Source organism: Methylobacterium sp. WL69 (genome assembly GCF_008039485.1).
Taxonomy (GTDB): Bacteria; Pseudomonadota; Alphaproteobacteria; order Rhizobiales; family Beijerinckiaceae; genus Methylobacterium.
The window spans coordinates 1-20946 of sequence record NZ_VRUZ01000077.1; the positions used below are offsets into that span (position 1 = coordinate 1).

Here is a 20946-nt window from a genome sequence, read left to right on the forward strand (position 1 = left end):
GCGGCGGTCAGGAAGGCGACCCGGTGGGGGAGGGGGCGGCGCTCGGCGTCGGAGGCTCCGAGCAGGAGCTGCATGACGATGGGCGCGCCGCAGAGATGCGTGACGCCGTGCCGGGCGATTGACTCGTAGAGCGCCCCGGCCCGCACCTGCCTGAGGCAGACATGGGTGCCGGCCACCACCGACAGGGTCCAGGGGAAGCACCAGCCGTTGCAGTGGAACATCGGCAGGGTCCAGAGATAGACCGGGTGCTGGCCGAGATTGCCGGTGATGACGTTGCCCAGCGACAGCAGGGCGGCGCCGCGGTGGTGATAGACCACGCCCTTGGGGTCGCCCGTGGTGCCCGAGGTGTAGTTGAGGGAGATCGCGTCCCACTCGTCGGCCGGCATCGCCCAGTCGGCGTCCGGATCGCCTTCCGCCAGCAGAGCCTCGTAGGCGAGTTCGCCGACGGGGACGCCGGCGCCGGTGAAGACCGGATCGTCCACGTCGACGACCAGGGGCTTTGCCGCCGCCAGCGCCAGGGCGGACGCGACAATGTGCGAAAACTCTCCGTCGGTGATGAGCACCTTGGCCTCGCCGTGGTCGAGGCAGAAGGCGAGGCCGGCGGCGTCCAGCCGGGTGTTCAGGGTGTTGAGCACGGCGCCGGTCATCGGCACCCCGTAATGGCACTCGATCATCTCGGGCGTGTTGGCGAGCATCACCGCCACGGTGTCGCCCCGGCCGATGCCGCGGGCGGCGAGGGCCGCGGCGAGGCGCCGGCTGCGCGCGTAGAGCTCGGCGTAGCTCCGGCGCAGGGGCCCGTGGATCACCGCGACGTGGTCGGGAAACACCCGCGCCGCCCGGTCGAGGTAGCTCAGGGGCGTGAGCGGCTGGTGGTTGGCGGGATTCTTGTCGAGATCCCGGTCGTAGATCGAGGTTCCGGCCGTCGAAGCCGAAGCGGGGGCGTTCAGTTCGGGGGCGTTCATGGCGTGTCTCCCTCTGGCGACACAGTACCGGTCCGCCCCCGTCCGACAATGGCCGGCTCAGCCGCCGCCGGGGTCGGTCTCGTCGTCGGGCGTGCCGCCGCCCTTCGGGCCCTGGCCGGGCTTGCCGCCGGTCTTCTCGTTGGGGTCCTTCACCGCGTCGGGGGCGACGTTGGCGGGCTTCTTCGCCGTCCCGTCGGACTTTTCGTCGTGATCGTCGGCCATGGGCGTCCTCCTCGTGTCCGGTCTCAACGCGCCGCGCCGAACGCGGTGCCCGGCTCGTCGGCCTCCGTGAGGCGCAGGATCGTGGCACGCAGCCAGCGATGGGCCGGATCGTCGTCGTAGGAGGCGTGCCACAGCATCGAGATCGCCACGTCCTCGAGCGCCACCGGGGCCGGGCTGACGCTGAGCCCCAGCGCCCCGGCGAAGAAGGTGGCGAGGCGCGCGTGCATGGTGGTGATCACCGGGGCGCTGCGCACGAGGAACGGCACGGCGAGGAAGCGCGGCGTCGTCACCGCCAGCGTCCGGCTCAGGCCCCGTTTCGCCAGGGCATCGTCCACCACCCCGTGCGCCGTCTCCTTCAGGCTGGTGAGGATGTGGGGGAAGCGGACGTAGTCTTCGAGGGAGATCGGCGGCGTGATGCCGACGAGGTCGGCGTTGAACATGCAGAGGTAGTTGTCGCGGTAGAGCAGGCGGCGCTTGTGGTGGGTCTGCCCCTCGGTGAAGAAGCCGATGCCGAGATCGACCCGGTCGGCGTCGAGCTCCTGCAGGATGCGGATGCGGTCGATGGAGCGCAGCAGCAGGCTGATCCCCGGCGCCTCCGCCCGCAGGTAGGCGAGCAGCCGGGGGCCCAGCAGCACCTCGGCGCTGTCGGGCAGGCCGATGGTGAAGGTGCGGGTCACCGTGCGCGGATCGAACACCGCGTCGCGCCGGACCAGGGACTGCACCTGCCGCAGCAGGGTGCGGACGGGCTCGGCCAGCGCCAGGGCGCGGGGCGTCGGGCGCATGCCCTCGGGGGCCCGGGTCAGGAGTTCGTCGCCGAACAGGAGGCGCAGGCGGGCGAGCGACGAGCTCATGGCCGACTGGCCGATGCCGATGCGGGCCGCCGCGCGGGTGACGCCGCGCTCGGACAGCAGGGCGTCGAGGGCGACCAGCAGGTTCAGGTCGATGCGGGTGAGATCGACGTGATCAATAGTCATTATCGATACGTTCTGTTTGATCCATGCTGCACTGCACGGCATATTCGCTTCAACGCAAGGGCACACCGACCCTTCGCACACAGAGCGAGACCCGACACCATGACGTTCCGGACCTTCACCGCCGCCGCCGCCCTCGTCGCCGCCCTCACGGGCACCGCCTCGGCCGAGACCATCAAGCCCCTCGATGGCGGCAGCGTCAGCCTCGGCGACCTCGCGGGCGTCGCCTACTACACCGCCGAGCCCAAGGGCTACCGGGTCGTCGTGACCCTGGCCCGCACGGACGCCGCCCGCGCCGTCCGCTTCGAGACGGTCCTGGCCTCCGGCCAGAGCGTGACCCTCTCGACCCCGCAGGAGTTCGGCGCCGCCGCCGATGCCGTCGAGATCAGCCGCACCGGCGACACCGTCGCGGTGTCCCGCCCGCGCCCCGCTCCGACCCGGGAAGCGGCGGCCCTCAACTAGAGGTCCGCGGTTGCCGACCCCCGCCCTCTCGGCCGAACAGGCCGGGAGGGTTTTTCGTTTCCGGCTCCTCGCCGGCCAGGACCGGCCGGCGAGGGTTTTTCGTTTCCGGTGACAAGCCGGGCAGGCTGCACCGGGAAAGGCGCGCAGCGCCGTCTTTTTCGCCTGGGCGCGGGCGGCCGCGCGGGCCACAATGGCCGCAGACCGCCACCGACGCAGGACCGATTCATGCGACGCACCGCACCGGCCACCCTCCTGGCCCTCATCCTGGCGGGAAGCCTCCCCGCCGCGGCCCTGGAAGGTCCGGCCCCGGCCGCCCCCGGCACCACGGCGCCGGCTGCCTCGGGCAAACCCCGCATCGTCATCGTCGCCACCGGCGGCACCATCGCGGGGGCCGGAGCGGATGCGGCCAACAGCGCCACCTACCAGGCCGCCAAGGTGCCGGTGGACAAGCTCATCGCCGCCGTGCCGGCCATCGCCGGGGTGGCGGAGGTGCGCGGCGAGCAGGCGTTCCAGATCGCCTCGGAGAGCTTCACCAACGCCCAGCTGATCCAGCTGGCGAAACAGGTCTCGGCCCTGGTGAAGCGCGACGATGTCGACGGCGTCGTCGTCACCCACGGCACCGACACCGTGGAGGAGACGGCCTACTTCCTCGACCTCGTGGTGAAGACCGACAAGCCCATCGTCATGGTCGCCTCCATGCGGCCCTCCACCGCCATCTCCGCCGACGGCGCCCTCAACCTCCTCGACGCCGTCGTGGTGGCGGGCGCCAGGGACGCGCGCGCCAAGGGCGTGCTGCTGACCATGAACGACGAGATCCAGGCCGGGCGCGACAGCACCAAGCGCGTCAACATCAAGCCCTCGGCGTTCTTCAGCCAGTGGGGACCGCTCGGCATGGTGGTGGAGGGCAAGACCTACTGGTTCCGCGCCCCGGTGAAGCGCCACGGCACCACCTCGGAATTCGACATCGACACCATCGATGCCCTGCCGGACGTCGCCATCGTCTACGGCTCGGGCAACATGCACCCCGAGCCCTACACCACGGCGGTCGCGGGCGGCGCCAAGGCGATCATCCACGCCGGCACCGGCAACGGCTCGGTGGCCGGCTACCTCGTCGACACCCTGAAGGACCTCCGCTCCAAGGGCGTGCAGATCATCCGCTCGTCGCGCGTCGGCGACGGCTTCGTCCTGCGCAACGCCGAGCAGCCCGACGACAAGTACGACTGGGTGGTGGCCCACGACCTCAACCCGCAGAAGGCCAAGATTTTGGCTGCCGTGGCCCTGACGAAGACGCAGGATTCGAAGGAACTGCAGCGGATCTTTTGGGAGTATTGAGGGGGCTTGCGGTCGGAGGCCGGCGGTGGGTGCCCTCGGCACGGTCCCGTTGTCGACCCGTCATGCGAACTCCGGCCGACTCCGGCCGATTGGTTCGGACAATCGAGCGTGTCCGGCGATCTGAGGTGGAGCGCCGGTCCCCTCTCCTGAAAGGAGAGGGACAGGGTGAGGTGTGTGGAGTCTCCGGACAGTCCACGACCCTCACTCCAACCCTCTCCCAAACAGGAGAGGCGGCCCGTCGCGACGCTACGATCCGGGGTGATCGAGCGAGAACAGTCTTCGATCTTCTCGCCGCCTCTCAATCGAACCGTAAGGCATCCCGGCGCACCCTGGACCGCAGACGGCTGCCACGGGCCGCCCGGAGGCAGTCTTGAGACATCTCTTCCTCGTCGCGGGCCTGGCGGCCCTCAACCTCTTCGCCGCGTCGGCCCACGGCGCCGGCGAGATCCCGTTCGAGAAGGCCAAGGGGTGGGATATCGAGCGCTCGGCCCCGGGGACGAACGGCTCGACCTGCCTCATGAGCAAGTCCTACAAGGACCCCGACGACGGCAACGCCGTGAACGTTCTGGTCTTCGCGCTGGCCGACGACCAGGCCATGATGACGTTCATCTATGAGCATTGGACCTGGGACAAGAACGAGAAGGTCCGCGTTCCCCTGATGCTGGACAAGCGCGTCGCCCTCGCCAGGCACACCTGGACCGGCGACGGGACGAGCCTGACCACGACGGTCCCGGCGACGCTGGTGCCGCAGATGCTCGCCGCCAAGAAGATGATCCTGAAGCTTGACGGTGCCGACGGCGATTTCGACCTCGCCGGCTTCCCCGAAGCCTACGAATCCCTGCGCCGCTGCGACGTGACCCCCGTCGCGCCGGCTCCATCGCCGTCCCTGCCGTCCGAGGCCCGGATCAAGAGCTACTACCTCGGCGCCCTGATGGAGGCGGCGATCAAGGAATGCGACGTCGCGACGACGGGCAAGCAGCGCACGGCCTTCGACGCAAAGATCCAATCCCTGCGCAGGGAGATGGCGGTCATCGAGGCCGAGATCGCCAAGGCGGTCGCCGGCCGCGCCGAGCCGCGCTGCCCCGGCGAGAAGGACAAGGCGAAGTTCCAGGCGGCCCTGGAGGAGTTCCTCGACAAGTCGCCGGAGGACTTCGCCGCCGTCATCGACAAGCGCGCCGCCGAGGACGCCGCCGGGACGGCCACCCCCAAGCTGTGAGCGGCGCTTCGCCGTCGGGCGCCGACTTGCCGTCGGGCGCCGACATGCCGTCGGGCGCTGACTTGCCGCCGGCGCGGTCGCTCCCTCACGTCAGCCAGTACCGCTCCGGCTTGAGCGCCGGCGGCGCCGGTTCGCCGAGGGCGTCGAGGACGATGCCGTCGAGGGTGTGCAGCAGCGCGTCGAGGGGCAGGTCGTTGGGCTCCGTGCCGAACGGCTCCTCGAGTTCGTCGCCCAGCGCGTCGAGGCCGAAGAAGGTGTAGGCGACCAGCGCCACGGCGAGCGGCGTGGCCCAGCCGAGGGAGGCGGCCAGCCCGAACGGCAGCAGCAGGCAGTAGAGCCACGCCGTGCGGTACAGGAGCAGGGTGTAGGCGAAGGGCAGGGGCGTGCCGTGGATGCGCTCGCACACGATTTGGGCCTGGGACAGGGCCGCGACGCGCTGCTCCAGCACCCCGAACAGCACGTCCGTGAGGGCGCCCGATCGATAGGCGCCGGCGAGGTCGGCGGTGAGATGCGCCAGCACCGCGTCGGCCGGGCTCGGCTTGCGGGCGACGGAATTGGCCTCCCCGGTCGGGAGCCAGGGCGCGGCCGCCGCGACCTCGTCGCCGCCCCGCACCTGCGCGTGCAGGGCGTGGGCGAACCCCGACAGCCGCCGCAGGACGCGCCGGCGCAGATCCGCCTGCGCCGGCTCCGGCAGGAGGGCGGCGAGCAGGCGGGCGATGCCCCGCGTCTCGACGATGAGCGCGCCCCAGGCCCGGCGCGCCTCCCACCAGCGGTCGTAGCAGGCGCCATTGCGAAAGCTCAGGAAGATCGACAGGGCCAGGCCGATGAGGGTGAACGGCCCGACCCCGGCGGTGATGGGAAACGCCTCGGGCCAGCGCATCTCCGCCGCCGTCACGCCGGCCGCCACGGCGGTGATGCCGAGGACCTTGGGCGCCACCTGCGGCAGGATCGAGCCGCGCAGGGTGAACAGGATCGTCAGGAGACCCGGACGCGAACGGACGATCATTCTTTGGGGTGCTTCGGTATTCGAGCGCGAAAACCCTCCCCCCTTTGCGGGGGAGGGTGCCTGCGGAGCCGGCGGGAGAGGGGCCAGCTCAGGTCTTTCCGGAGAAAGCGGCGCTGCCCCCCTCCCGGTCGCTCCGCGACCACCCTCTCCCGCAGGGGGGAGAGGGGTTTTCTACGCCGCCGACGCGATGGCCGTGGAGGCGCGGCGGACCTTCTTGTCGAGGCCGTCGACGAAGGCGTGGGCGTCCTCCTTGCGCTCGAACACGTGGGGGGCGAGGCCGCGGCGGTTCAGCGCCTCCTCCATCTTGAGGCGCAGGAACGCGCTCGTGGCGTAGCGGGTGGTGGTCGCGTAGTAGTTCGCCGCCAAGTATTGGATCATGCTCGCGTAGTCGTCGTAAAGGTTCTCGTTGATGCGGAACCCGTCATGGTTGACCACGGAGTTGACGCGCTGGCCGGCCTTCTTGCAGGCGCCGACCAGGACCTTGCGCAGGTCGTCGATGTCGCTCTTCACGCGGGCGTGCCAGCCCTCGAGGTTGACGAACAGGATGTTGCGCTCGGAATCGTAGCTGACGCGCTCCGACAGGTTGAGGTTCAGGAGGTCGGCGAGCAGTTCCATCGGCTCGTCGCGGAACAGGCGCGCATCCATGAGCGCCGGCTGCTTGATGATGGGGGTGAACCCCATATGGGGCAGGATGTCCCGCGCAATGTCGATGCCCGGCGCCACCTCGATGAGCTCCAGCCCCTCGTCGGTGAGCTGGAAGACGCAGCGCTCGGTGACGTAGATCACCGGCTGCGAGCGCTTCTGCGCGTAGGAGCCGCTGAAGGTGACCTGCTCCACCTGCGGCAGGAATTTCTGCGCGCGGCCCTCGGTGACGATGCGGAGTTTCCCGTCCTCCACCACCGTCTCCAGGCCGCCCACCGTGAAGGTGCCGGCAAAGACGACGCAGCGGGCGTTCTGCGAGATGTTGATGAAGCCGCCGCAGCCGTTGAGGCGGCCGCCGAACATGCTGGTGTTGACGTTGCCGTGCTGGTCGCACTCGGCCAGACCCAGGCAGGTCATGTCGAGGCCGCCGCCGTCGTAGAAGTCGAACATCTGGTTCTGGTCGATGACGCAGTCGGCGTTCGTCGCCGCGCCGAAGCTCGACCCGGAGGCGAGGACGCCGCCCACCGCCCCGGCCTCCGTGGTGAGGGTGATGTAGGGCGTCACCTTCTCCTCGTTGGCCACCGCCGAGATGCCCTCCGGCGCGCCGACGCCGAGGTTGACCACGCCGTTGGGCGGCAGCTCGAAGGCGGCGCGCCGGGCGATGATCTTGCGGGCATCGAGCGGCATCTTCTTCATGCCCGTCACCGGCACGCGGATCTGGCCGGCCAGCGCCGGATCGTGCTGCACGCCGTAGTTCATGCGGTGCATCTCGGGCTCGGCCAGCACCACGCAGTCGACGAGGATGCCGGGCACCCGCACGTCCTTCGGCAGCAGGAAGCCGTCGTCGACGATGCGCTCGACCTGGGCGATGACGATGCCGCCGTTGTTGCGGGCCGCCATGGCCTGGGCGAGGCAGTCGAGGGTCAGGGCCTCCTTCTCGAAGGAGATGTTGCCGGCGGGATCGGCGGAGGTGCCGCGGATGAAGGCGACGTCGATCTTGGTGGCGGTGTAGAACAGCCACTCCTCGCCATCGACCTCCACCACCTTGACGATCTCGTCCTGCGTCAGGGTGTTGACGCGGCCGCCGCCGTGGCGCGGGTCGACGTAGGTGTGCAGGCCGACCTTGGAGAACAGCCCCGGCTGGCCGGCGGCGCAGGCGCGGTAGAGCTGCGAGATCACGCCCTGGGGCAGGTTGTAGCCGAAGATCTTGTTCTCCTGGGCCGCCTTGGCGACCTTCGGCATCCGGCCGAAATTGGCCGCGATGACGCGCTTCAGGAGGCCCTCGTGGTGCAGGCGCCCGGTGCCGAGGCCCTTGCTGTCTCCGGCACCCGCCGTCATGATCAGGGTGAGGTCGCGCGGGGCGCCGGTGTCGACGAAGCGCTTCTCCAGGGCGGCGTGCAGCGCCTCCGGAATGCAGCTCTGGACGAAGCCCGTGGTGGTCACGACGTCGTTCTGTCGGATGAGCGCGATGGCCTCTTCCGCCGAGATGACCTTATTTTTCTTCATGGCCCCGTGATCCTCCCCGTGCCTCCACTCTCGATATCAGGCGGCAGGATTTATTCTGCCGGTTTCGGTGCCGTGGAAGTCTTGTTGGCTCGGGCGAGCGTAGAGATCGCGTCTCCACTTCGCAAGGGTGCCCCTGGCCGTGTTGCGATGCGTTTCCGTTCTGTTGCGGCGCACAGTTCAGGCCTGGCCGGACTGTCGCGGCGGCGTGTTTCGCCGCCGCAGACCGGGCCGGGGCGGTCACGGACCCCGGTCAGGACTGGCGAGATGGCTGTCCATCTTCGAATTATACATTATTCGCTGTGGAGACGCCCGGCGCCGGCATGGCCCTGCAGCAGCCGGTCCTTGTCCACCCCGAGGGCTTCGGCGATCTCCGAGAGGGCCGCATGCTCGACGGTGCTGATGCCGGCCTGATCGGCGACGTCGGCCGCGATGAGGAACACGGCCGCGCGCTGGCCGTCGTCGCGTTCGCGGAGCGCCGCGACGTGGCGCAGGTTCTCGGCCCGGCCCGCGCGGGTGCGCGCCCGGTCGAGGCCCTCGAACAGTTCGCCCTCCAGCTTCAGGGTGTCGTAGCCCTTCTCGAGGATCGGGTTGGCCCGCATGCCGGCCAGCGCCGCCTCGACCTCCTCCTCGTCGATCTCGGAATCGGCCAGGATGACGTTGGCCGCGGCGGAGACCGCCGCCTCCATCAGCGTCCGGTCGCCGACATAGGCCGTCACGTTCTGGGTGAAGCGACCGACGAGGTCCTGGAACAGTCCCATGGTGTCTCCTGCGGAGGGCTCGGTGATCCGCACCCGTGATGCGGCGCTGCAACAGATGACCGGTTGGTGACCGGCGCCGGCCCTGCTTAACAAAAAATTAACCATTTCCTTAACAAAACGATACCACGAAACGGCGCCGAGCCGGAGCGATCTGCCGAGATGAATTCGAGTCTCGTCCGAGCCGCCCAAGTTCCTCTGCAGTTTCGCAAAGCGAGATCCAAGACAATCGAAGACTAAAGGGACGCGCGGCCATGATCGGCCGAACGAACTCCCGTGCGCGGAAAGAGACGGCGGCATGTACATCGTGGTCGATGAGCGGAGCAGCGTGGCGACCGAGACCGTCGCCGGCTTCGGTGCCCAGGGCGTGACGGCCCGCAGCCTCGCCGCCGACACGTTCCAGGCCTGGCTCGACACCACCCCGGCCGACGACCTCGACGCGGTCCAGGGCTTCGTGCTCGGCGAATCCGCGGGCCGGACCCGCTACACCGTCGCCATCCGCAGCCTGTCGCACGCCCCGATCATCGCCCTCAACGAGACCCGCTCCCTGGAGCAGACCCTCGATCTGTTCACCGCCGGCATCGACGACGTGGTGCGCCGCCCCGTCCACGTCCGCGAGATCCTCGCCCGCGCCGAGGCGATCCGCCGCCGCATGGGCCGGGGCGAGGTCCGGGTCCCCGCCCAGGACAAGGCCGGCCGCCTCAAGGTCTACGCCGACGGCCGCGACCCCGAGATCGACGGCGAGAACCTGACGCTGCCCCGGCGCGAGCGCCACATCCTCGAGTATTTCGCGCGCAACCGCGGCCGCCAGCTCAGCCGGGTCCAGATCTTCAACGCCGTCTACGCCGATCACGGCAGCGACGTGGAGGAGAGCGTGGTCGAGGGCCACATCAGCAAGCTGCGCAAGAAGCTGCGGCTGCGCCTCGGCTACGACCCCATCGAGGCCAAGCGCCTGGCCGGATACACCTTCATCGGTTGAAACCCCGCGTCGGTTGAAACCCCGCATCGGCTGAGACCCCGCGTCGGCCGAGACTTCGCGTCGGCAGAAACCCCGGGTCGGCCGAGACCCCGCGTCCCCCGGCTCCGACGAAAAAACCCGCGCTCCGGAGGGAGCGCGGGTTTTGGTTCGGCCGGTGCCGTCCCCGGGCCGGAGCCCGGGGAGGGCGGCGCTCTTACCGGAACAGCGTCAGGACGTTCTGGCTGGCGCTGTTGGCGATGCTGAGGGCCTGGACGGCCAGCTGCTGCTGGGTCTGCAGGGCCTTGAGCTTCGTCGACTCCTCCTCGATGTCGGCATCGACGAGGGTACCGATGGTGCGGTCGTTGGCCTTCATCAGGGTGTCGACGAAGGCCTTCTGGCCGTCGATCTGGGTCTTGCTGGCGCCGAGCTTGGTGCCGGCGTTGGTCACGGAGGCGATCGCCTTGTCGACGATGTCGATGTAGCTCTTGACGTCGGCGTCGGTGGCGGCAACTCCGGAGGTGAAGATCGACAGGGTGGCCACGGACGAGCCGGCCGGGCCCTTGTCGAGGATGCCGCCGGCGCCGGTGCCCGTCGCGGCCGTGCCCGCGCCCGAGTAGACCGTCGCGGGGGCGATGCCGAAGCCGATGTCGGTGCCGGCGGCGGTCTTGTCGTTGACCACGAGGGCCGCGGCCGCGCCCGTCGTGGTGGTCTCGAAGGTGATGCGGCCGGCCGAGTCGAGGGAGGCCTTGACGCCGGTGAGGGCCGCCGTGTTGGTGATCGTGGCGTTGATGGCCGAGAGCAGCTCTTCCTTGGTCACCTTGGTGAGATTGGCGGCGTGGGCCGTCAGGGTGGCGGCCGTCAGCACGATGTCGGTGGCGGCGGCCGCGCCGACCTTGACCGTCAGCGTGGCTTCGTTGGTGCCGCTGAAGTCGAGGGTTCCGGTCAGGGCCGTGCCGGCCACGACCTTGGCGGAGGTTGCGGCCGTCGCGCTGGGCGCGGCGTCGTAGAGCTGGATGCCGGCGACGTCGATCTTGACCATCGAGAACTCGATGTGACCGGTCTTGTCGCGGGCGAAACCGGCGACGACCTGCTGCTCGGCCTTGTACACGGTGGTGTCGGCGGAGTTCACCGACAGCCAGTTCTGGCCGCTGGCGATGGACGAGTCGGCCGTCGCCTTCATCTGGCTCTGGATCGTCACGATCTCGGTCTGGATCTTCGAGCGATCGACGGTCGGGCTCAGGGCCGTCTGCAGCTTCTGGCGCAGGTTCTGCAGGTTCGAGAGGATGCTGTTGACGCCGTTATAGGCGGTGTCGACGGACGACGAGCCGAGGCCGAGGGAGTCCTTCACGGCGCTGAGCGAGGCGTTGTCGGTGCGGATGGTGGTGGCGATGGACCAGTAGGCGGCGTTGTCCGAGGCGCTCGACACGCGCTGACCGGTGGAGACCCGGTTGCTGGTCATGTCGAGGCTAGTGCTGATGTTCTTGAGGGTCGTCAGCGCCGTCATCGCGGCGTTGTTGGTCAGCAGGCTGGTCATGGCGGGTGTGATCCGGAACTGGAATTCTGCGGGAGTTTTTGTAACTCGGCGTCTAGCCGAAGTCTCGCGAGCTTAGCCGATGAAGAGAGTCACCGATCACAGGTCGAAAGACATTACATTCCGGGTTTTCGCCGGACCAGTGGGACGACATCATGTCTGGGACCTGGAAAGATCCCTCCACTGCACTCGCATCGAACTCGCGCCGGCTCCGATGGGGAAGCCCGTTGGTCGATGGAGGCACTATGACCCACGCGCGTTAGCAAGCGCTTAAAGCGCGCCGCATCAGGTCGCGGCGTCGTCCGCCGTCGCGAACCGCACCCCGGCGACCTCGCCCCTCTGCCAGCGCAGGCGGACGGCGACGGTCCGGAGGTCGTGGGCGGCGATGACGAGGTCGAAGGCGTCCGGCAGGCGAACCGGGCGCGCCAGCACGATCTTGGCGCCCGCCGACGAGAGATCGCGCACCACGCAGGGGAGCAGGGTGTCCGGTCCGAGCACGATCCGGCCCTGCTGCATCACCCGGTGGCGCCGGCCCGCGCGCGGCGCCTCGGCGCCCCGGGCGGTTCCATTCGGTTCGTCGCCCATTCACCCCACCTCGCGCCGCTGGCGGCGGATATTAGCCTAGCACGTTAACGGTTTATCAGTGGAGAGGCCGCCCTGACTTTGGCGTTAACCATTTGTAAACCATATCCGGGCAAAACTGTCGGCACCAAGAATCTCTCCGCTCCAGGCGCCATGCCCGTCCGCCTCATCCCCGCTTCCGCCGCGCCCGCCCATCGCCGTCCCCTCGCCGGGGCGCAGGCCCTGCGGCGCGCCCGCGACGCCGCCTTCGAGCGGGCCGCCATCGGCATCTGCCTCGGGCTCGCCGTCGTCTCCGGCGCCTTCGCCGCCTACACCATTGCGGGCGGCGCGCGCGACTACGCCGTGCAGCGCTTCCTGCCGGCGTCCATCGGCGCCTTCGCCTGGAAGCAGGGCGTCGCGCCGAGCCGGACCGCCGCCCTCGACCTCGACCCGACGACCACGGGCGCGCTGGCCGACCGTCCGGCTCCCGTCGAAATCCGCCCCGGCGAGGCCCGCTCCGAGACGGCGGACCGGACGGAGCCCGGCGTCGCGGCGCACGGCTACGTCCTGCGCCGGGTCGCCGGCGACGGGGCCTGGGTGGAGGGCCCGAACGGCCTGAGGCAGATCGTGCCGGGCGCCGTCCTGCCCGGCGCCGGCCGGGTGATCTCGATCCAGCCGACGGGCGCCGGCTGGGTCGTCGTGACCTCCGAGACCATCATCGGGCCGACGCGGCTCTGAGCCGCGCCGGCCCAACACGGCCACGGCACCGATGACGGCCGGTGTCGACCCCATCCGCCCCATCCGCCGCGCGCGAGCCCCCCGGGCCGCCGACCGGGAGCCCCTCGCGTGCTGAGCACCTTCACCAACTACGCGCTGATCACGAAGGACCTGCCGGCCACCCTGGCGCGCAAGGCCGCGTCCCCCGTGATCGCGCGCGAGACCGCGTATTTCGAGGCCAGGATCGGGGCCGTGAAGTCCATCGACGACTTCCTCGGCGACCGCCGGCTCTACGCCTACGCCATGAAGGCCTTCGGCCTCGAGGAGATGACCTACGCCAAGGCGTTCATGCGCAAGGTGCTGACGGAAGGGGCGGATTCGGCGACGAGCTTCGCCAACCGCCTCGCCGACGACCGCTACGTCGCTTTCGCCCGGGCCTTCGACTTCGCCGTGGGCGCCACCGCCAGCGGCCAAGCGGCCAAGGTCACCACCAGCGGCCTGAGCGCGCCGCAGCCGGCCCGGCTGAAGGGCACTCTGGACCTCTCCGGCCCCCTCGATTTCTCCGGCGCGAACGCCGTGAGCTTCCGGCTCTCCAGCCAGGTCGATGCCGCGACGACGAAGTCGGCCACCATCGTCCTGTCGAAGCAGACCCTGGCGGCGGCCGTGCCGGACCTCAAGCGGGTCACCGGCGACGACATCGTGGACGCCATCAACGCCCAGATCGAGGCCTCCGGCGACGCCCAGCTCACGGGCAAGGTCCGGGCCGCCCTCGTCACCGAAACCGACCTCCTCACCAACACGTCGAAGCGCATCCTGACCTTCGAGACGACGGCCTATACCAGCCTGGGCGCCGACGGCGCGCCCGGCGGGACCGGTGCCGGTGCCGACGCCTACTACGATGCCGGGGGGGCGAACCGGACGGTGACGATCCAGAACGCCCCCCTGCCGGATGCGGGCCGGACCGCCCTCAACATCGGCTTCGGCACGAGCCTGCCCCCCGACGCGCGGGCGAAGAGCGTCACCGAGGCCTACCTGCGCCAGACCCTGGAGAGCGACGCGGGCAGCGAGGACACCGGGGTCCGCCTCGCCCTCTACTTCGCCCGCATGGCGGGCGGCGCCACGACGGGCTACGCGATCCTGGGCGACTCGGCCCTGTCACAGGTGGTCAAGACCGTCCTGGGCCTGCCCGACGGCGGGACCTCGTCCGACGCCCTCGTCCGGCAGGCCGCCATCATCGAGCGCAAGGTCGATCTCGCGAGCTTCAAGGACCCGCAGAAGCTCGACGCCTTCATCAAGCGCTTCACCGCCATCTGGGACGCGAAGACCAACACCGCGTCCGATCCGATCCTCGCCCTGTTCGGGAACGCCTGACCCATGCAGAACGGGCTCTACGTCGCCCTCTCGGGCCAGATCGCCGTCGAGAAGCGCATGAACGCGGTGGCCAACAACGTGGCCAACCTCGCCACCTCCGGCTACCGCGCCGAGGACACCAAGTTCTCGGCCCTCCTCGCCCAGGCGAGCAAGGGTCCCATCGCCTTCGCCTCCTCGGGCGACACCTACATCCAGACCCGGTCCGGCCCGGTGACCAAGACCGACTCGCCCCTTGACGTCGCCATCCAGGGCGATGCCTGGCTCAGCGTCGGCGGCGCGAACGGGCCGGTCTACACCCGCGACGGCCGCCTGACGATGGACGCCACCGGCCGCCTGCGCAACGTCAGCGGCCTGCCGGTGCTCGACGCCGGCGGCGGCCCGATCCTCCTCGATCCCCAGCAGGGGCCGCCGACCATCGGCCGCGACGGCAGCGTCTCGCAGGGGGTGAATCAGGTCGGGTCCATCGGGCTGTTCACCCTCGACCCGAAGGGGACCGTGCGGCGGGCGGAATCGAACGCCGTGGCCTCGAGCCTGCCGGCCCGGCCCGTGCAGGACTTCACCCGCATCGGCATGGTCCAGGGCTTCGTCGAGGGCTCCAACGTCAACCCGATCCTGGAGATGACCAAGCTCATCACCATCCAGCGCGCCTTCGAGAGCGCGGCCACCCTCACCGCCGAGACCGAGACGTCGTTCCAGGGCGCCATCCGCTCCCTGAGCCCGCAGGGCTAGGACGATGCAGGGCGATTCGACCGGGCCCGACGTGCTCGACCGCCTCACGGCCGCCCTCGCGTCCGGGCGCGAGGCCCTGCCCCTGGTCCGGGTCTCGGGGCCGATCCAGGAGGTCACCGCCACCGCCGCCCGGGTCGGGGGCGTCGCCCCCTTCCTCAAGCTCGGCGACCGGATGGGGTTCTCCGCCGGCGGCCGCGATCAGGTCGGCGAGGTGGTGCGCATCGATGCCGGCGGCATCACCCTGAAGCCGTTCGAGGCCCGCATCGAGGCCGGGATCGGCACGCGGGCCCATCGCCTCGGCGACCCGACCCTGCGGCCCCGGGTCGAGGCGCCGCTGCGCACCGGCGTCCGCGCCCTCGATCTGTTCACGCCCCTGTGCCTCGGCCAACGCATCGGCATCTTCGCCGGCTCCGGCGTCGGCAAGTCGACCCTGCTCGCCATGCTGGCCGGGGCCACGGGCTTCGACAGCGTCGTCGTCGCCCTGGTGGGCGAGCGCGGCCGCGAGGTCCGCGAATTCCTGGAAGGCCCGATGGCGCCCAATCTCGACCGGGCCGTGGTGGTGGTCTCCACCGGCGACGAGAGCCCGATGATGCGGCGCCAGGCGCCCAAGGTCGCCATGGCCGTCGCCGAGGCGTTTCGCGATGGCGGCGAGTCCGTCCTCCTCATCGTCGATTCCGTGACCCGCTACGCCCATGCCGCCCGCGACGTCGCCCTGGCGGCGGGCGAGCCGGCGGTGGCGCGGGGCTACCCGCCGAGCGTCTTTTCGGACCTGCCGCGCCTCCTCGAACGGGCCGGACCCGGCCGCGACGGGGCGGGCTCCATCACGGGCATCTTCTCCGTGCTGGTCGACGGCGACGACCACAACGACCCCGTGGCCGACGCGATCCGCGGCACCCTCGACGGCCACGTGGTCCTCGACCGGGCCATCGCCGAGCAGGGCCGCTATCCGGCCGTCGATCTCCTCGGCTCGATCTCCCGCCTCGCCACCGCCGTGTGGACGCAGGAGCAGCGCGAACTCGTGCGCCGCCTCAAGGCGATGATGGCGCGCTTCGAGGAGACCCGGGACCTGCGGCTCATGGGCGGCTACCGCGCCGGCGAGGATGCCGAGCTCGATCAGGCCATCCTCCTCGTGCCGCGCATCTACGAGGCCCTGCGCCAGGAGCCCGGCATGGCCCCGAGCGAGGACGCCTTCCTCGAACTCGCCCAATCCCTGCGGAGCTGACGTCCCGCGGACGCGACCAGCCCCGCGCAAGCCATTCTCCCTCTAGTGCCGTCCAGCACGGCCCACCGTCTCAACCGAGGTGCCCCATGAGTCTCATCAGCGTCCTGCGCACCGGCGTTTCCGGCATGAACGCCCAGTCGAGCCGCATCTCGACGGTGGCCGAGAACATCCAGAACGCCAGCACCACGGGCTACAAGCGCACGGGCACCGAGTTCGCGTCCCTGATCCTCGATTCGAGCAGCACCGGCGACTACAATTCCGGGGCCGTCGAGACGGTGATCCGCCGGTCCGTCTCGGCGGAGGGGCCGATCTCCTTCACCACTTCGAAGACCGACCTCGCCATCCAGGGCAACGGCTTCTTCGTGGTGCGCGACGCCAACGGCGCCACCTCGCTCACCCGCGCGGGCAACTTCGTCGAGCACGGCCCGACGGGCAACCTCATCAATTCCGGCGGCTTCACCCTGATGGGCTACGCCGTGGATGCCAAGGGCGAGGCGACGCCGGCCCTCAACAGCACCGACAACATGGTCCCGGTCAACGTCTCGTCCCTCGGCATGCGGACGACGCCTTCGACGAAGGCGTCCATCGGCGGCAACCTGGCGTCGGAGGCGGCCGCCCTCACCGGAGCCCTGTCGGCGACGAACTACACCAAGAAGACCTCGATGGTGACCTACGACAACCTCGGCAACAAGGTGAAGGTCGATGTCGTCCTGGGCAAGACCGCGACCGTCGGCGAGTGGAAGGCGGAGATCTACCCGCCCGGTTCCACCACCGCCATCGGCACGACGACCCTGACCTTCGACGCCAAGGGCACGATCGCGCCGGCTTCGGCGGCGGCGGCCAGGACCGACCTCACCTTCGCGGACGGCCGCAAGATCGCCCTCGACATGAGCGGCATCACCCAGCTCGGCGGCATCTACGATCTCACGGGGTCGGCCGACGGCAAGGCCCCCTCGGCGGTCACCGGCTCGGACTTCGCCTCGGACGGATCGGTCTACGCCCTCTACGAGGACGGCAGCCGCATGCTCGCCTTCAAGGTCCCGATCGCCAGCGTCGCGAGCCCCGACAACCTCGAGCCGCGCGCCGGCAACATCTACGTGCCCACCGGCACTTCCGGCGACCTCCAGATCGGCTTTGCCGGCCTCTCCGGCCTCGGCTCCATCAAGTCGAGCGCCCTGGAGCAGTCCAACGTCGACGTGGCGAGCGAGCTGACGGCCATGATCGAATCCCAGAGCGTCTACACGGCGAACTCGAAGGTGTTCATGACCGGCAACGAGCTCCTCGAGACCCTGATGAACCTCAAGCGCTGACGCTTCGGCCGACGCGTCCGCGCCGGCGCTCCGCCCGCTCCCCCAGGAACCCGACCATGGGCCTCTCCCTGGCGCTCAACAGCGCCCGAACCTCGCTCTCGGCCAATGCCGCGCAGATCGCCGTCACCGCGCGCAACACCGCCGGGGCGAACGATCCGTACTACGCGCGCCGCATCGCCAACGTCGTCACGGCCGGCGGCGGCAGCGCCGTCAGCGTGATCCGCGCCGCCGACACGGCCCTGTTCGGCCGCAAGCTCCTCGGCACCTCGGAGACGGCCGGCAGCGGGGCCGTCCTCGACGGACTCCAGACCCTGAGCCAGACCATCGGCGACACGGACTCGACGACGTCCCCGGCCGCCCGCCTCGGCGCCCTCAACGCCGCCCTCCAGGCGGCGGCCAACAAGCCGGATTCCCTCGACCTGGCGCGCAACGCCGTCGAGGGCGCCCGCGACCTCGCGGACAGCCTCAGTGCGGCGGCGGCCGCCGTCCACACCGTGCGCCAGCAGGCCGATGCCGGCATGGCGACGGCGGTGGCGCGGATCAACGAACTCCTGGTCTCCTACGAGACCGCCAACCAGACCGTCACCCGGGGCACGGCGCTCGGCGACGACGTCACCGACGCCCTGGACGACCGCGACCGCATCCTCACCCAGCTCTCGGAGGAGATCGGCATCTCCACCGTCGTGCGCGCGGGCAACGACGTCGCGATCTACACCGACAGCGGCGTGCCCCTGTTCGAGCGCGGGGCGCGCAAGGTCAGCTTCGCTCCGACGGCCGGCTTCAGCGCCGGCTCGACGGGCGGCGCCGTCATGGTCGACGGCGTGCCGGTCACGGGCGCGGCCTCGCCGATGCCCCTGCGCTCGGGCCGGATCGCGGGCCTGTCGACCCTGCGCGACGAGGTCGCCGTGCGCTACGAGACCCAGCTCGACGCCATGGCGGGCGGCCTCGTCGCCGCCTTCGCCGAGCCCGACACCAGCGGCGCGGGCGCTGCCGCCAGGGCCGGCCTGTTCACGGATGGGACCGCGACGATCCCGGCGGCGGGCGTGCTCGCCCAGGCGGGCCTCGCCAGCCGGCTCCGGATCAACGCCGCCGTCGATCCCCGGGCGGGCGGTTCCCTCGCCACCCTGCGCGACGGCGGCATGAACGGCCCCGGCTACCGCGCCAACGCCAGTGGCGACGCGGCCTATGCCGGTCGCCTGCGCACCCTCGCGTCGGCCCTGGGCACCGATCGGCCGTTCGATCCCGCCACGGGGCTGCGCGCCAACGCCAGCCTGCTGTCCTTCGCCACGGAATCGGCGGGGTGGCTCGAAGGCCAGCGCAAGACGGCCGCTTCGCTGGCCGATTACGAATCGACCCTGCTGGCGCGGACGAGCGAGGCCCTGTCCAACGCGGTGGGTGTCAACGCCGACGACGAGACCGCCCAGGCGCTGCAACTCGAACGGTCCTACACCGCCTCGGCCAAGCTGCTGACCCTGGTGAACGACCTCCTGAAGACCCTGATGGATGCGGTGCGATAGACGCCATGCGGATGAACGCCACCTCGACCTTGAGCCTCTGGAACGCGCCGCGCTCGAGCGTGCAGCGCATGGAGGCGGAGATCGCCCGGGGGACCAAGGAACTCGGCACCGGCCGCTACGCCGATGTCGGGCTCCAGCTCGGCAGCGGGACGGGTCTGGCCCTCGGCCTGCGCCAGCAGAGTGCCGAGCTCCAGGCCCTGAAGGACGGCAACGCCAACGCGTCCCTGCGCCTGAGCACGAGCCAGGCCGCGCTCCAGCAGATCCAGGCGGCGGCGGATTCGACCCTGAAGGCCCTCGTCGGCGTGCCCTCGGCCAACAGGGTCGGCGTCGTCAGGGACGCGGCCACGAGCCAGCTCGCGGCACTGACCGCCGTGCTGAACACCACCGCCGACGGCCAGTCCATCTTCGGGGGTACCAACACGGCCACGGCGCCGATGACCGCCTACGGCACCGGATCGGCGGCCAAGACCGTCGTCGACGCGGCCTTCGCGAGCGCGGGGGGCACCACCATGAATGCCGCGCAGATGAGGAGCTTCCTCGCCGACGGCGGTCCCCTCGACACCCTGTTCAGCGGTGCCGGGTGGCAGAACTGGTCGAAGGCCTCCGACATCACCCTCGACAGCCGGGTCTCCCTCAGCGAGACCGTCGAGACTTCGGCCACCGCCAACGCGCCCGCCGTCCGCCGCCTCGCCATGGCCTACGTCGTCGCCTCCGGCCTCGACCTGTCGCGCCTGCCCGCCGAGGTCCAGGACGTGGCCACCGACCGGGTCGCGAGCCTGCTCGGCGAGGCGAGCAAGGGCCTCGTCGCCATCCAGGCCAATCTCGGCCGCTCGCAGGCGCGGATCACCGACGCCAACACCCGCCTCGACGCGCAGAAGACGCTGCTTTCCAAGCAGGTCCTGTCGATGGAGGGCATCGACGAAGCCGAGGTCAAGACGCGCATCGATCAGCTGTCCACCCAGGTGCAGATTTCCTACTCGCTGACCGCGCAGCTGCGCCAGCTCAGCCTGGTCGCCTACCTCTGACGTCGTCTTCCCCTTTCCGACGACGTTCTCTTCTCCAACACCCTTCATCTTCGACGCTGCGACACGACGGCCCCATTCGCGACCATGGCGCGGCGGGCCGGGGACAGGACGAGGCGGACCCGACATGTACCAGTTTTCCTACGCGGACATCATGGAAGACGCCCCCGAGATCGGCCGGGAGCGCGAGCGCGCCGCCTTCGACCGGGCGCTGGACCTCATGCGCATCGCCGACCGCCCCGACGCGGCGACGGCCGACCGGATTGCGGCGGCCCAGTTCGTCCAGAAGCTCTGGGCCGTCCTCATCGACGACCTCACCAGCCCCGAGAACGCCCTGCCGGAGGCCCTGCGCGCCGACCTCGTCTCCCTCGGCCTGTGGAGCATGCGCGAGTCCAACGCGGTCCTCAGCACGCCCGGCCACAGCCTCGCCGCCCTGATCGAGGTCAACGCCTCGATCCGCGACGGATTGCGGTGAGGTCCGGCATGCGCCTGTCCCTGCGCGCCGGCGAGCGGGTCTTCGTCAACGGGGCCGTCCTGCGTGTCGATCGCAAGGTCTCCCTCGAACTCCTCAACGACGCGACCTTCCTGCTCGAGACCCACGTGCTCCAGCCCGAGGAAGCGACCACGCCCCTGCGCCAGCTCTACTTCGCCGCCCAGACCATGGTGATCGAGCCCGCCAACGCGGCCCGCGCCCGCGAGCTCTACCGCGCCCTCCAGGCCGGGATCCTCGACGCGGTGACCGACCCAGCCCTCCGCGACGGCCTCGCGGCGGCGGGGGCCTGCGTCGAGGCCGACCGGCTCATCGAGGCGCTGAAACTGATCCGGGGCCTCTACCGGTCCGAGGCCGCCCTGTTCACCGCCGACCCCGGGCCGGCAATCCCCATCGTCGACCCGGCCGGCCCGCCCGGCCCCGGTGGCTCGCCCACCCGCGAAC

The 20946-nt window shown here is 70.4% G+C and carries 21 protein-coding genes; 13 read left to right on the plus strand and 8 right to left on the minus strand.

The window, feature by feature from the left end; all coding sequences use genetic code 11:
* The 3 genes from FV218_RS17305 to FV218_RS17310 form a co-directional block, all read right to left on the minus strand.
* On the minus strand, positions 1-962 hold a 962-nt coding region (locus FV218_RS17305), incomplete at its 3' end, for an AMP-binding protein (protein ID WP_147710880.1).
* 57 nt (positions 963-1019) lie between these two features.
* Positions 1020-1184 (minus strand): hypothetical protein, encoded by a 165-nt coding sequence (locus FV218_RS22870; RefSeq protein ID WP_187273090.1) that lies wholly within the window; start codon positions 1182-1184, stop codon positions 1020-1022.
* Positions 1185-1207: 23 nt separating this feature from the next.
* Positions 1208-2158 (minus strand): LysR family transcriptional regulator, encoded by a 951-nt coding sequence (locus FV218_RS17310; protein ID WP_056087760.1) that lies wholly within the window; start codon positions 2156-2158, stop codon positions 1208-1210.
* Positions 2159-2257: 99 nt separating this feature from the next.
* On the opposite strand from FV218_RS17310, the gene FV218_RS17315 reads away from it, so the two are divergent.
* From FV218_RS17315 to FV218_RS17325, 3 genes are all read left to right on the plus strand, one after another.
* Positions 2258-2617 (plus strand): hypothetical protein, encoded by a 360-nt coding sequence (locus FV218_RS17315; RefSeq protein WP_147710881.1) that lies wholly within the window; start codon positions 2258-2260, stop codon positions 2615-2617.
* A gap of 225 nt (positions 2618-2842) precedes the next feature.
* Positions 2843-3949, plus strand: a complete 1107-nt coding sequence (locus tag FV218_RS17320; RefSeq protein WP_147710882.1) for a type II asparaginase — start codon at positions 2843-2845, stop codon at positions 3947-3949.
* A gap of 370 nt (positions 3950-4319) precedes the next feature.
* The gene (locus FV218_RS17325) at positions 4320-5165 is read left to right on the plus strand and encodes a hypothetical protein (protein ID WP_147710883.1); all 846 of its coding nucleotides are present in this window, start codon (positions 4320-4322) and stop codon (positions 5163-5165) included.
* A gap of 85 nt (positions 5166-5250) precedes the next feature.
* Here FV218_RS17325 and FV218_RS17330 read toward each other — a convergent pair whose 3' ends face one another.
* The 3 genes from FV218_RS17330 to FV218_RS17340 all read right to left on the minus strand — a co-directional run bounded on the left by FV218_RS17330 (position 5251) and on the right by FV218_RS17340 (position 9077).
* The gene (locus FV218_RS17330; protein WP_147710884.1) at positions 5251-6171 is read right to left on the minus strand and encodes a bestrophin family protein; all 921 of its coding nucleotides are present in this window, start codon (positions 6169-6171) and stop codon (positions 5251-5253) included.
* Positions 6172-6342: 171 nt separating this feature from the next.
* Complete coding sequence (locus FV218_RS17335; RefSeq protein ID WP_147710885.1) at positions 6343-8319, minus strand: malonate decarboxylase subunit alpha; 1977 nt, start codon at positions 8317-8319, stop codon at positions 6343-6345.
* A 290-nt stretch (positions 8320-8609) separates the two neighbouring features.
* Positions 8610-9077, minus strand: coding sequence for a tellurite resistance TerB family protein (locus FV218_RS17340; protein WP_147710886.1), 468 nt, complete (start codon positions 9075-9077; stop codon positions 8610-8612).
* 295 nt (positions 9078-9372) lie between these two features.
* On the opposite strand from FV218_RS17340, the gene FV218_RS17345 reads away from it, so the two are divergent.
* Positions 9373-10053: a winged helix-turn-helix domain-containing protein gene (locus FV218_RS17345; protein WP_056087743.1), complete on the plus strand. Its 681-nt coding sequence runs from the start codon at positions 9373-9375 to the stop codon at positions 10051-10053.
* 193 nt (positions 10054-10246) lie between these two features.
* Here the strand turns inward: FV218_RS17345 and FV218_RS17350 are convergent, their stop codons facing one another.
* Together FV218_RS17350 and FV218_RS17355 are read right to left on the minus strand one after the other, a co-directional pair.
* Positions 10247-11566 carry a flagellin gene (locus tag FV218_RS17350; protein ID WP_056087741.1) on the minus strand — a complete coding sequence of 440 codons (1320 nt, stop codon included), beginning with the start codon at positions 11564-11566 and terminating at the stop codon, positions 10247-10249.
* Between the two features lie 282 nt (positions 11567-11848).
* Positions 11849-12148: a PilZ domain-containing protein gene (locus tag FV218_RS17355; RefSeq protein ID WP_147710887.1), complete on the minus strand. Its 300-nt coding sequence runs from the start codon at positions 12146-12148 to the stop codon at positions 11849-11851.
* A gap of 150 nt (positions 12149-12298) precedes the next feature.
* Between FV218_RS17355 and FV218_RS17360 the strand changes: the two genes are divergently transcribed.
* From FV218_RS17360 to flbT, 9 genes are all read left to right on the plus strand, one after another.
* On the plus strand, positions 12299-12862 hold the full coding sequence (locus tag FV218_RS17360; protein WP_147710888.1) for a hypothetical protein: 564 nt from the start codon (positions 12299-12301) through the stop codon (positions 12860-12862).
* A 108-nt stretch (positions 12863-12970) separates the two neighbouring features.
* Positions 12971-14212 (plus strand): DUF1217 domain-containing protein, encoded by a 1242-nt coding sequence (locus tag FV218_RS17365; protein ID WP_147710889.1) that lies wholly within the window; start codon positions 12971-12973, stop codon positions 14210-14212.
* 3 nt (positions 14213-14215) lie between these two features.
* A complete protein-coding gene (gene flgF, locus FV218_RS17370) occupies positions 14216-14941 on the plus strand; it encodes a flagellar basal-body rod protein FlgF (RefSeq protein ID WP_147710890.1) in 726 nt (241 codons plus the stop codon).
* Positions 14942-14945: 4 nt separating this feature from the next.
* Positions 14946-16163: a flagellum-specific ATP synthase FliI gene (gene fliI, locus FV218_RS17375; RefSeq protein ID WP_147710891.1), complete on the plus strand. Its 1218-nt coding sequence runs from the start codon at positions 14946-14948 to the stop codon at positions 16161-16163.
* Between the two features lie 86 nt (positions 16164-16249).
* The gene (locus FV218_RS17380; RefSeq protein ID WP_147710892.1) at positions 16250-17473 is read left to right on the plus strand and encodes a flagellar hook protein FlgE; all 1224 of its coding nucleotides are present in this window, start codon (positions 16250-16252) and stop codon (positions 17471-17473) included.
* Positions 17474-17529: 56 nt separating this feature from the next.
* Positions 17530-18990: a flagellar hook-associated protein FlgK gene (gene flgK / locus FV218_RS17385; protein WP_147710893.1), complete on the plus strand. Its 1461-nt coding sequence runs from the start codon at positions 17530-17532 to the stop codon at positions 18988-18990.
* Between the two features lie 5 nt (positions 18991-18995).
* Positions 18996-20015, plus strand: coding sequence for a flagellar hook-associated family protein (locus FV218_RS17390; RefSeq protein WP_147710894.1), 1020 nt, complete (start codon positions 18996-18998; stop codon positions 20013-20015).
* Positions 20016-20139: 124 nt separating this feature from the next.
* Entirely contained in the window at positions 20140-20487 is a 348-nt protein-coding gene (flaF, locus tag FV218_RS17395; protein ID WP_056087715.1) for a flagellar biosynthesis regulator FlaF, read from the plus strand.
* Positions 20488-20495: 8 nt separating this feature from the next.
* Positions 20496-20946: flagellar biosynthesis repressor FlbT (gene flbT / locus FV218_RS17400; protein WP_147710895.1), on the plus strand; the 451-nt coding region annotated here is incomplete at its 3' end.

Excerpts from the sequence above, each read along its gene's own strand:
- FV218_RS22870 (WP_187273090.1), bottom strand. The coding sequence starts at position 1,184 with ATGGCCGACGATCACGACGAAAAGTCCGACGGGACGGCGAAGAAGCCC.
- FV218_RS17310 (WP_056087760.1), bottom strand. The coding sequence starts at position 2,158 with ATGACTATTGATCACGTCGATCTCACCCGCATCGACCTGAACCTGCTG.
- FV218_RS17315 (WP_147710881.1), top strand. The coding sequence starts at position 2,258 with ATGACGTTCCGGACCTTCACCGCCGCCGCCGCCCTCGTCGCCGCCCTC.
- FV218_RS17320 (WP_147710882.1), top strand. The coding sequence starts at position 2,843 with ATGCGACGCACCGCACCGGCCACCCTCCTGGCCCTCATCCTGGCGGGA.
- FV218_RS17330 (WP_147710884.1), bottom strand. The coding sequence starts at position 6,171 with ATGATCGTCCGTTCGCGTCCGGGTCTCCTGACGATCCTGTTCACCCTG.
- FV218_RS17335 (WP_147710885.1), bottom strand. The coding sequence starts at position 8,319 with ATGAAGAAAAATAAGGTCATCTCGGCGGAAGAGGCCATCGCGCTCATC.
- FV218_RS17340 (WP_147710886.1), bottom strand. The coding sequence starts at position 9,077 with ATGGGACTGTTCCAGGACCTCGTCGGTCGCTTCACCCAGAACGTGACG.
- FV218_RS17345 (WP_056087743.1), top strand. The coding sequence starts at position 9,373 with ATGTACATCGTGGTCGATGAGCGGAGCAGCGTGGCGACCGAGACCGTC.
- FV218_RS17350 (WP_056087741.1), bottom strand. The coding sequence starts at position 11,566 with ATGACCAGCCTGCTGACCAACAACGCCGCGATGACGGCGCTGACGACC.
- FV218_RS17355 (WP_147710887.1), bottom strand. The coding sequence starts at position 12,148 with ATGGGCGACGAACCGAATGGAACCGCCCGGGGCGCCGAGGCGCCGCGC.
- FV218_RS17360 (WP_147710888.1), top strand. The coding sequence starts at position 12,299 with ATGCCCGTCCGCCTCATCCCCGCTTCCGCCGCGCCCGCCCATCGCCGT.
- flgF (WP_147710890.1), top strand. The coding sequence starts at position 14,216 with ATGCAGAACGGGCTCTACGTCGCCCTCTCGGGCCAGATCGCCGTCGAG.
- fliI (WP_147710891.1), top strand. The coding sequence starts at position 14,946 with ATGCAGGGCGATTCGACCGGGCCCGACGTGCTCGACCGCCTCACGGCC.
- FV218_RS17380 (WP_147710892.1), top strand. The coding sequence starts at position 16,250 with ATGAGTCTCATCAGCGTCCTGCGCACCGGCGTTTCCGGCATGAACGCC.
- flgK (WP_147710893.1), top strand. The coding sequence starts at position 17,530 with ATGGGCCTCTCCCTGGCGCTCAACAGCGCCCGAACCTCGCTCTCGGCC.
- FV218_RS17390 (WP_147710894.1), top strand. The coding sequence starts at position 18,996 with ATGCGGATGAACGCCACCTCGACCTTGAGCCTCTGGAACGCGCCGCGC.
- flaF (WP_056087715.1), top strand. The coding sequence starts at position 20,140 with ATGTACCAGTTTTCCTACGCGGACATCATGGAAGACGCCCCCGAGATC.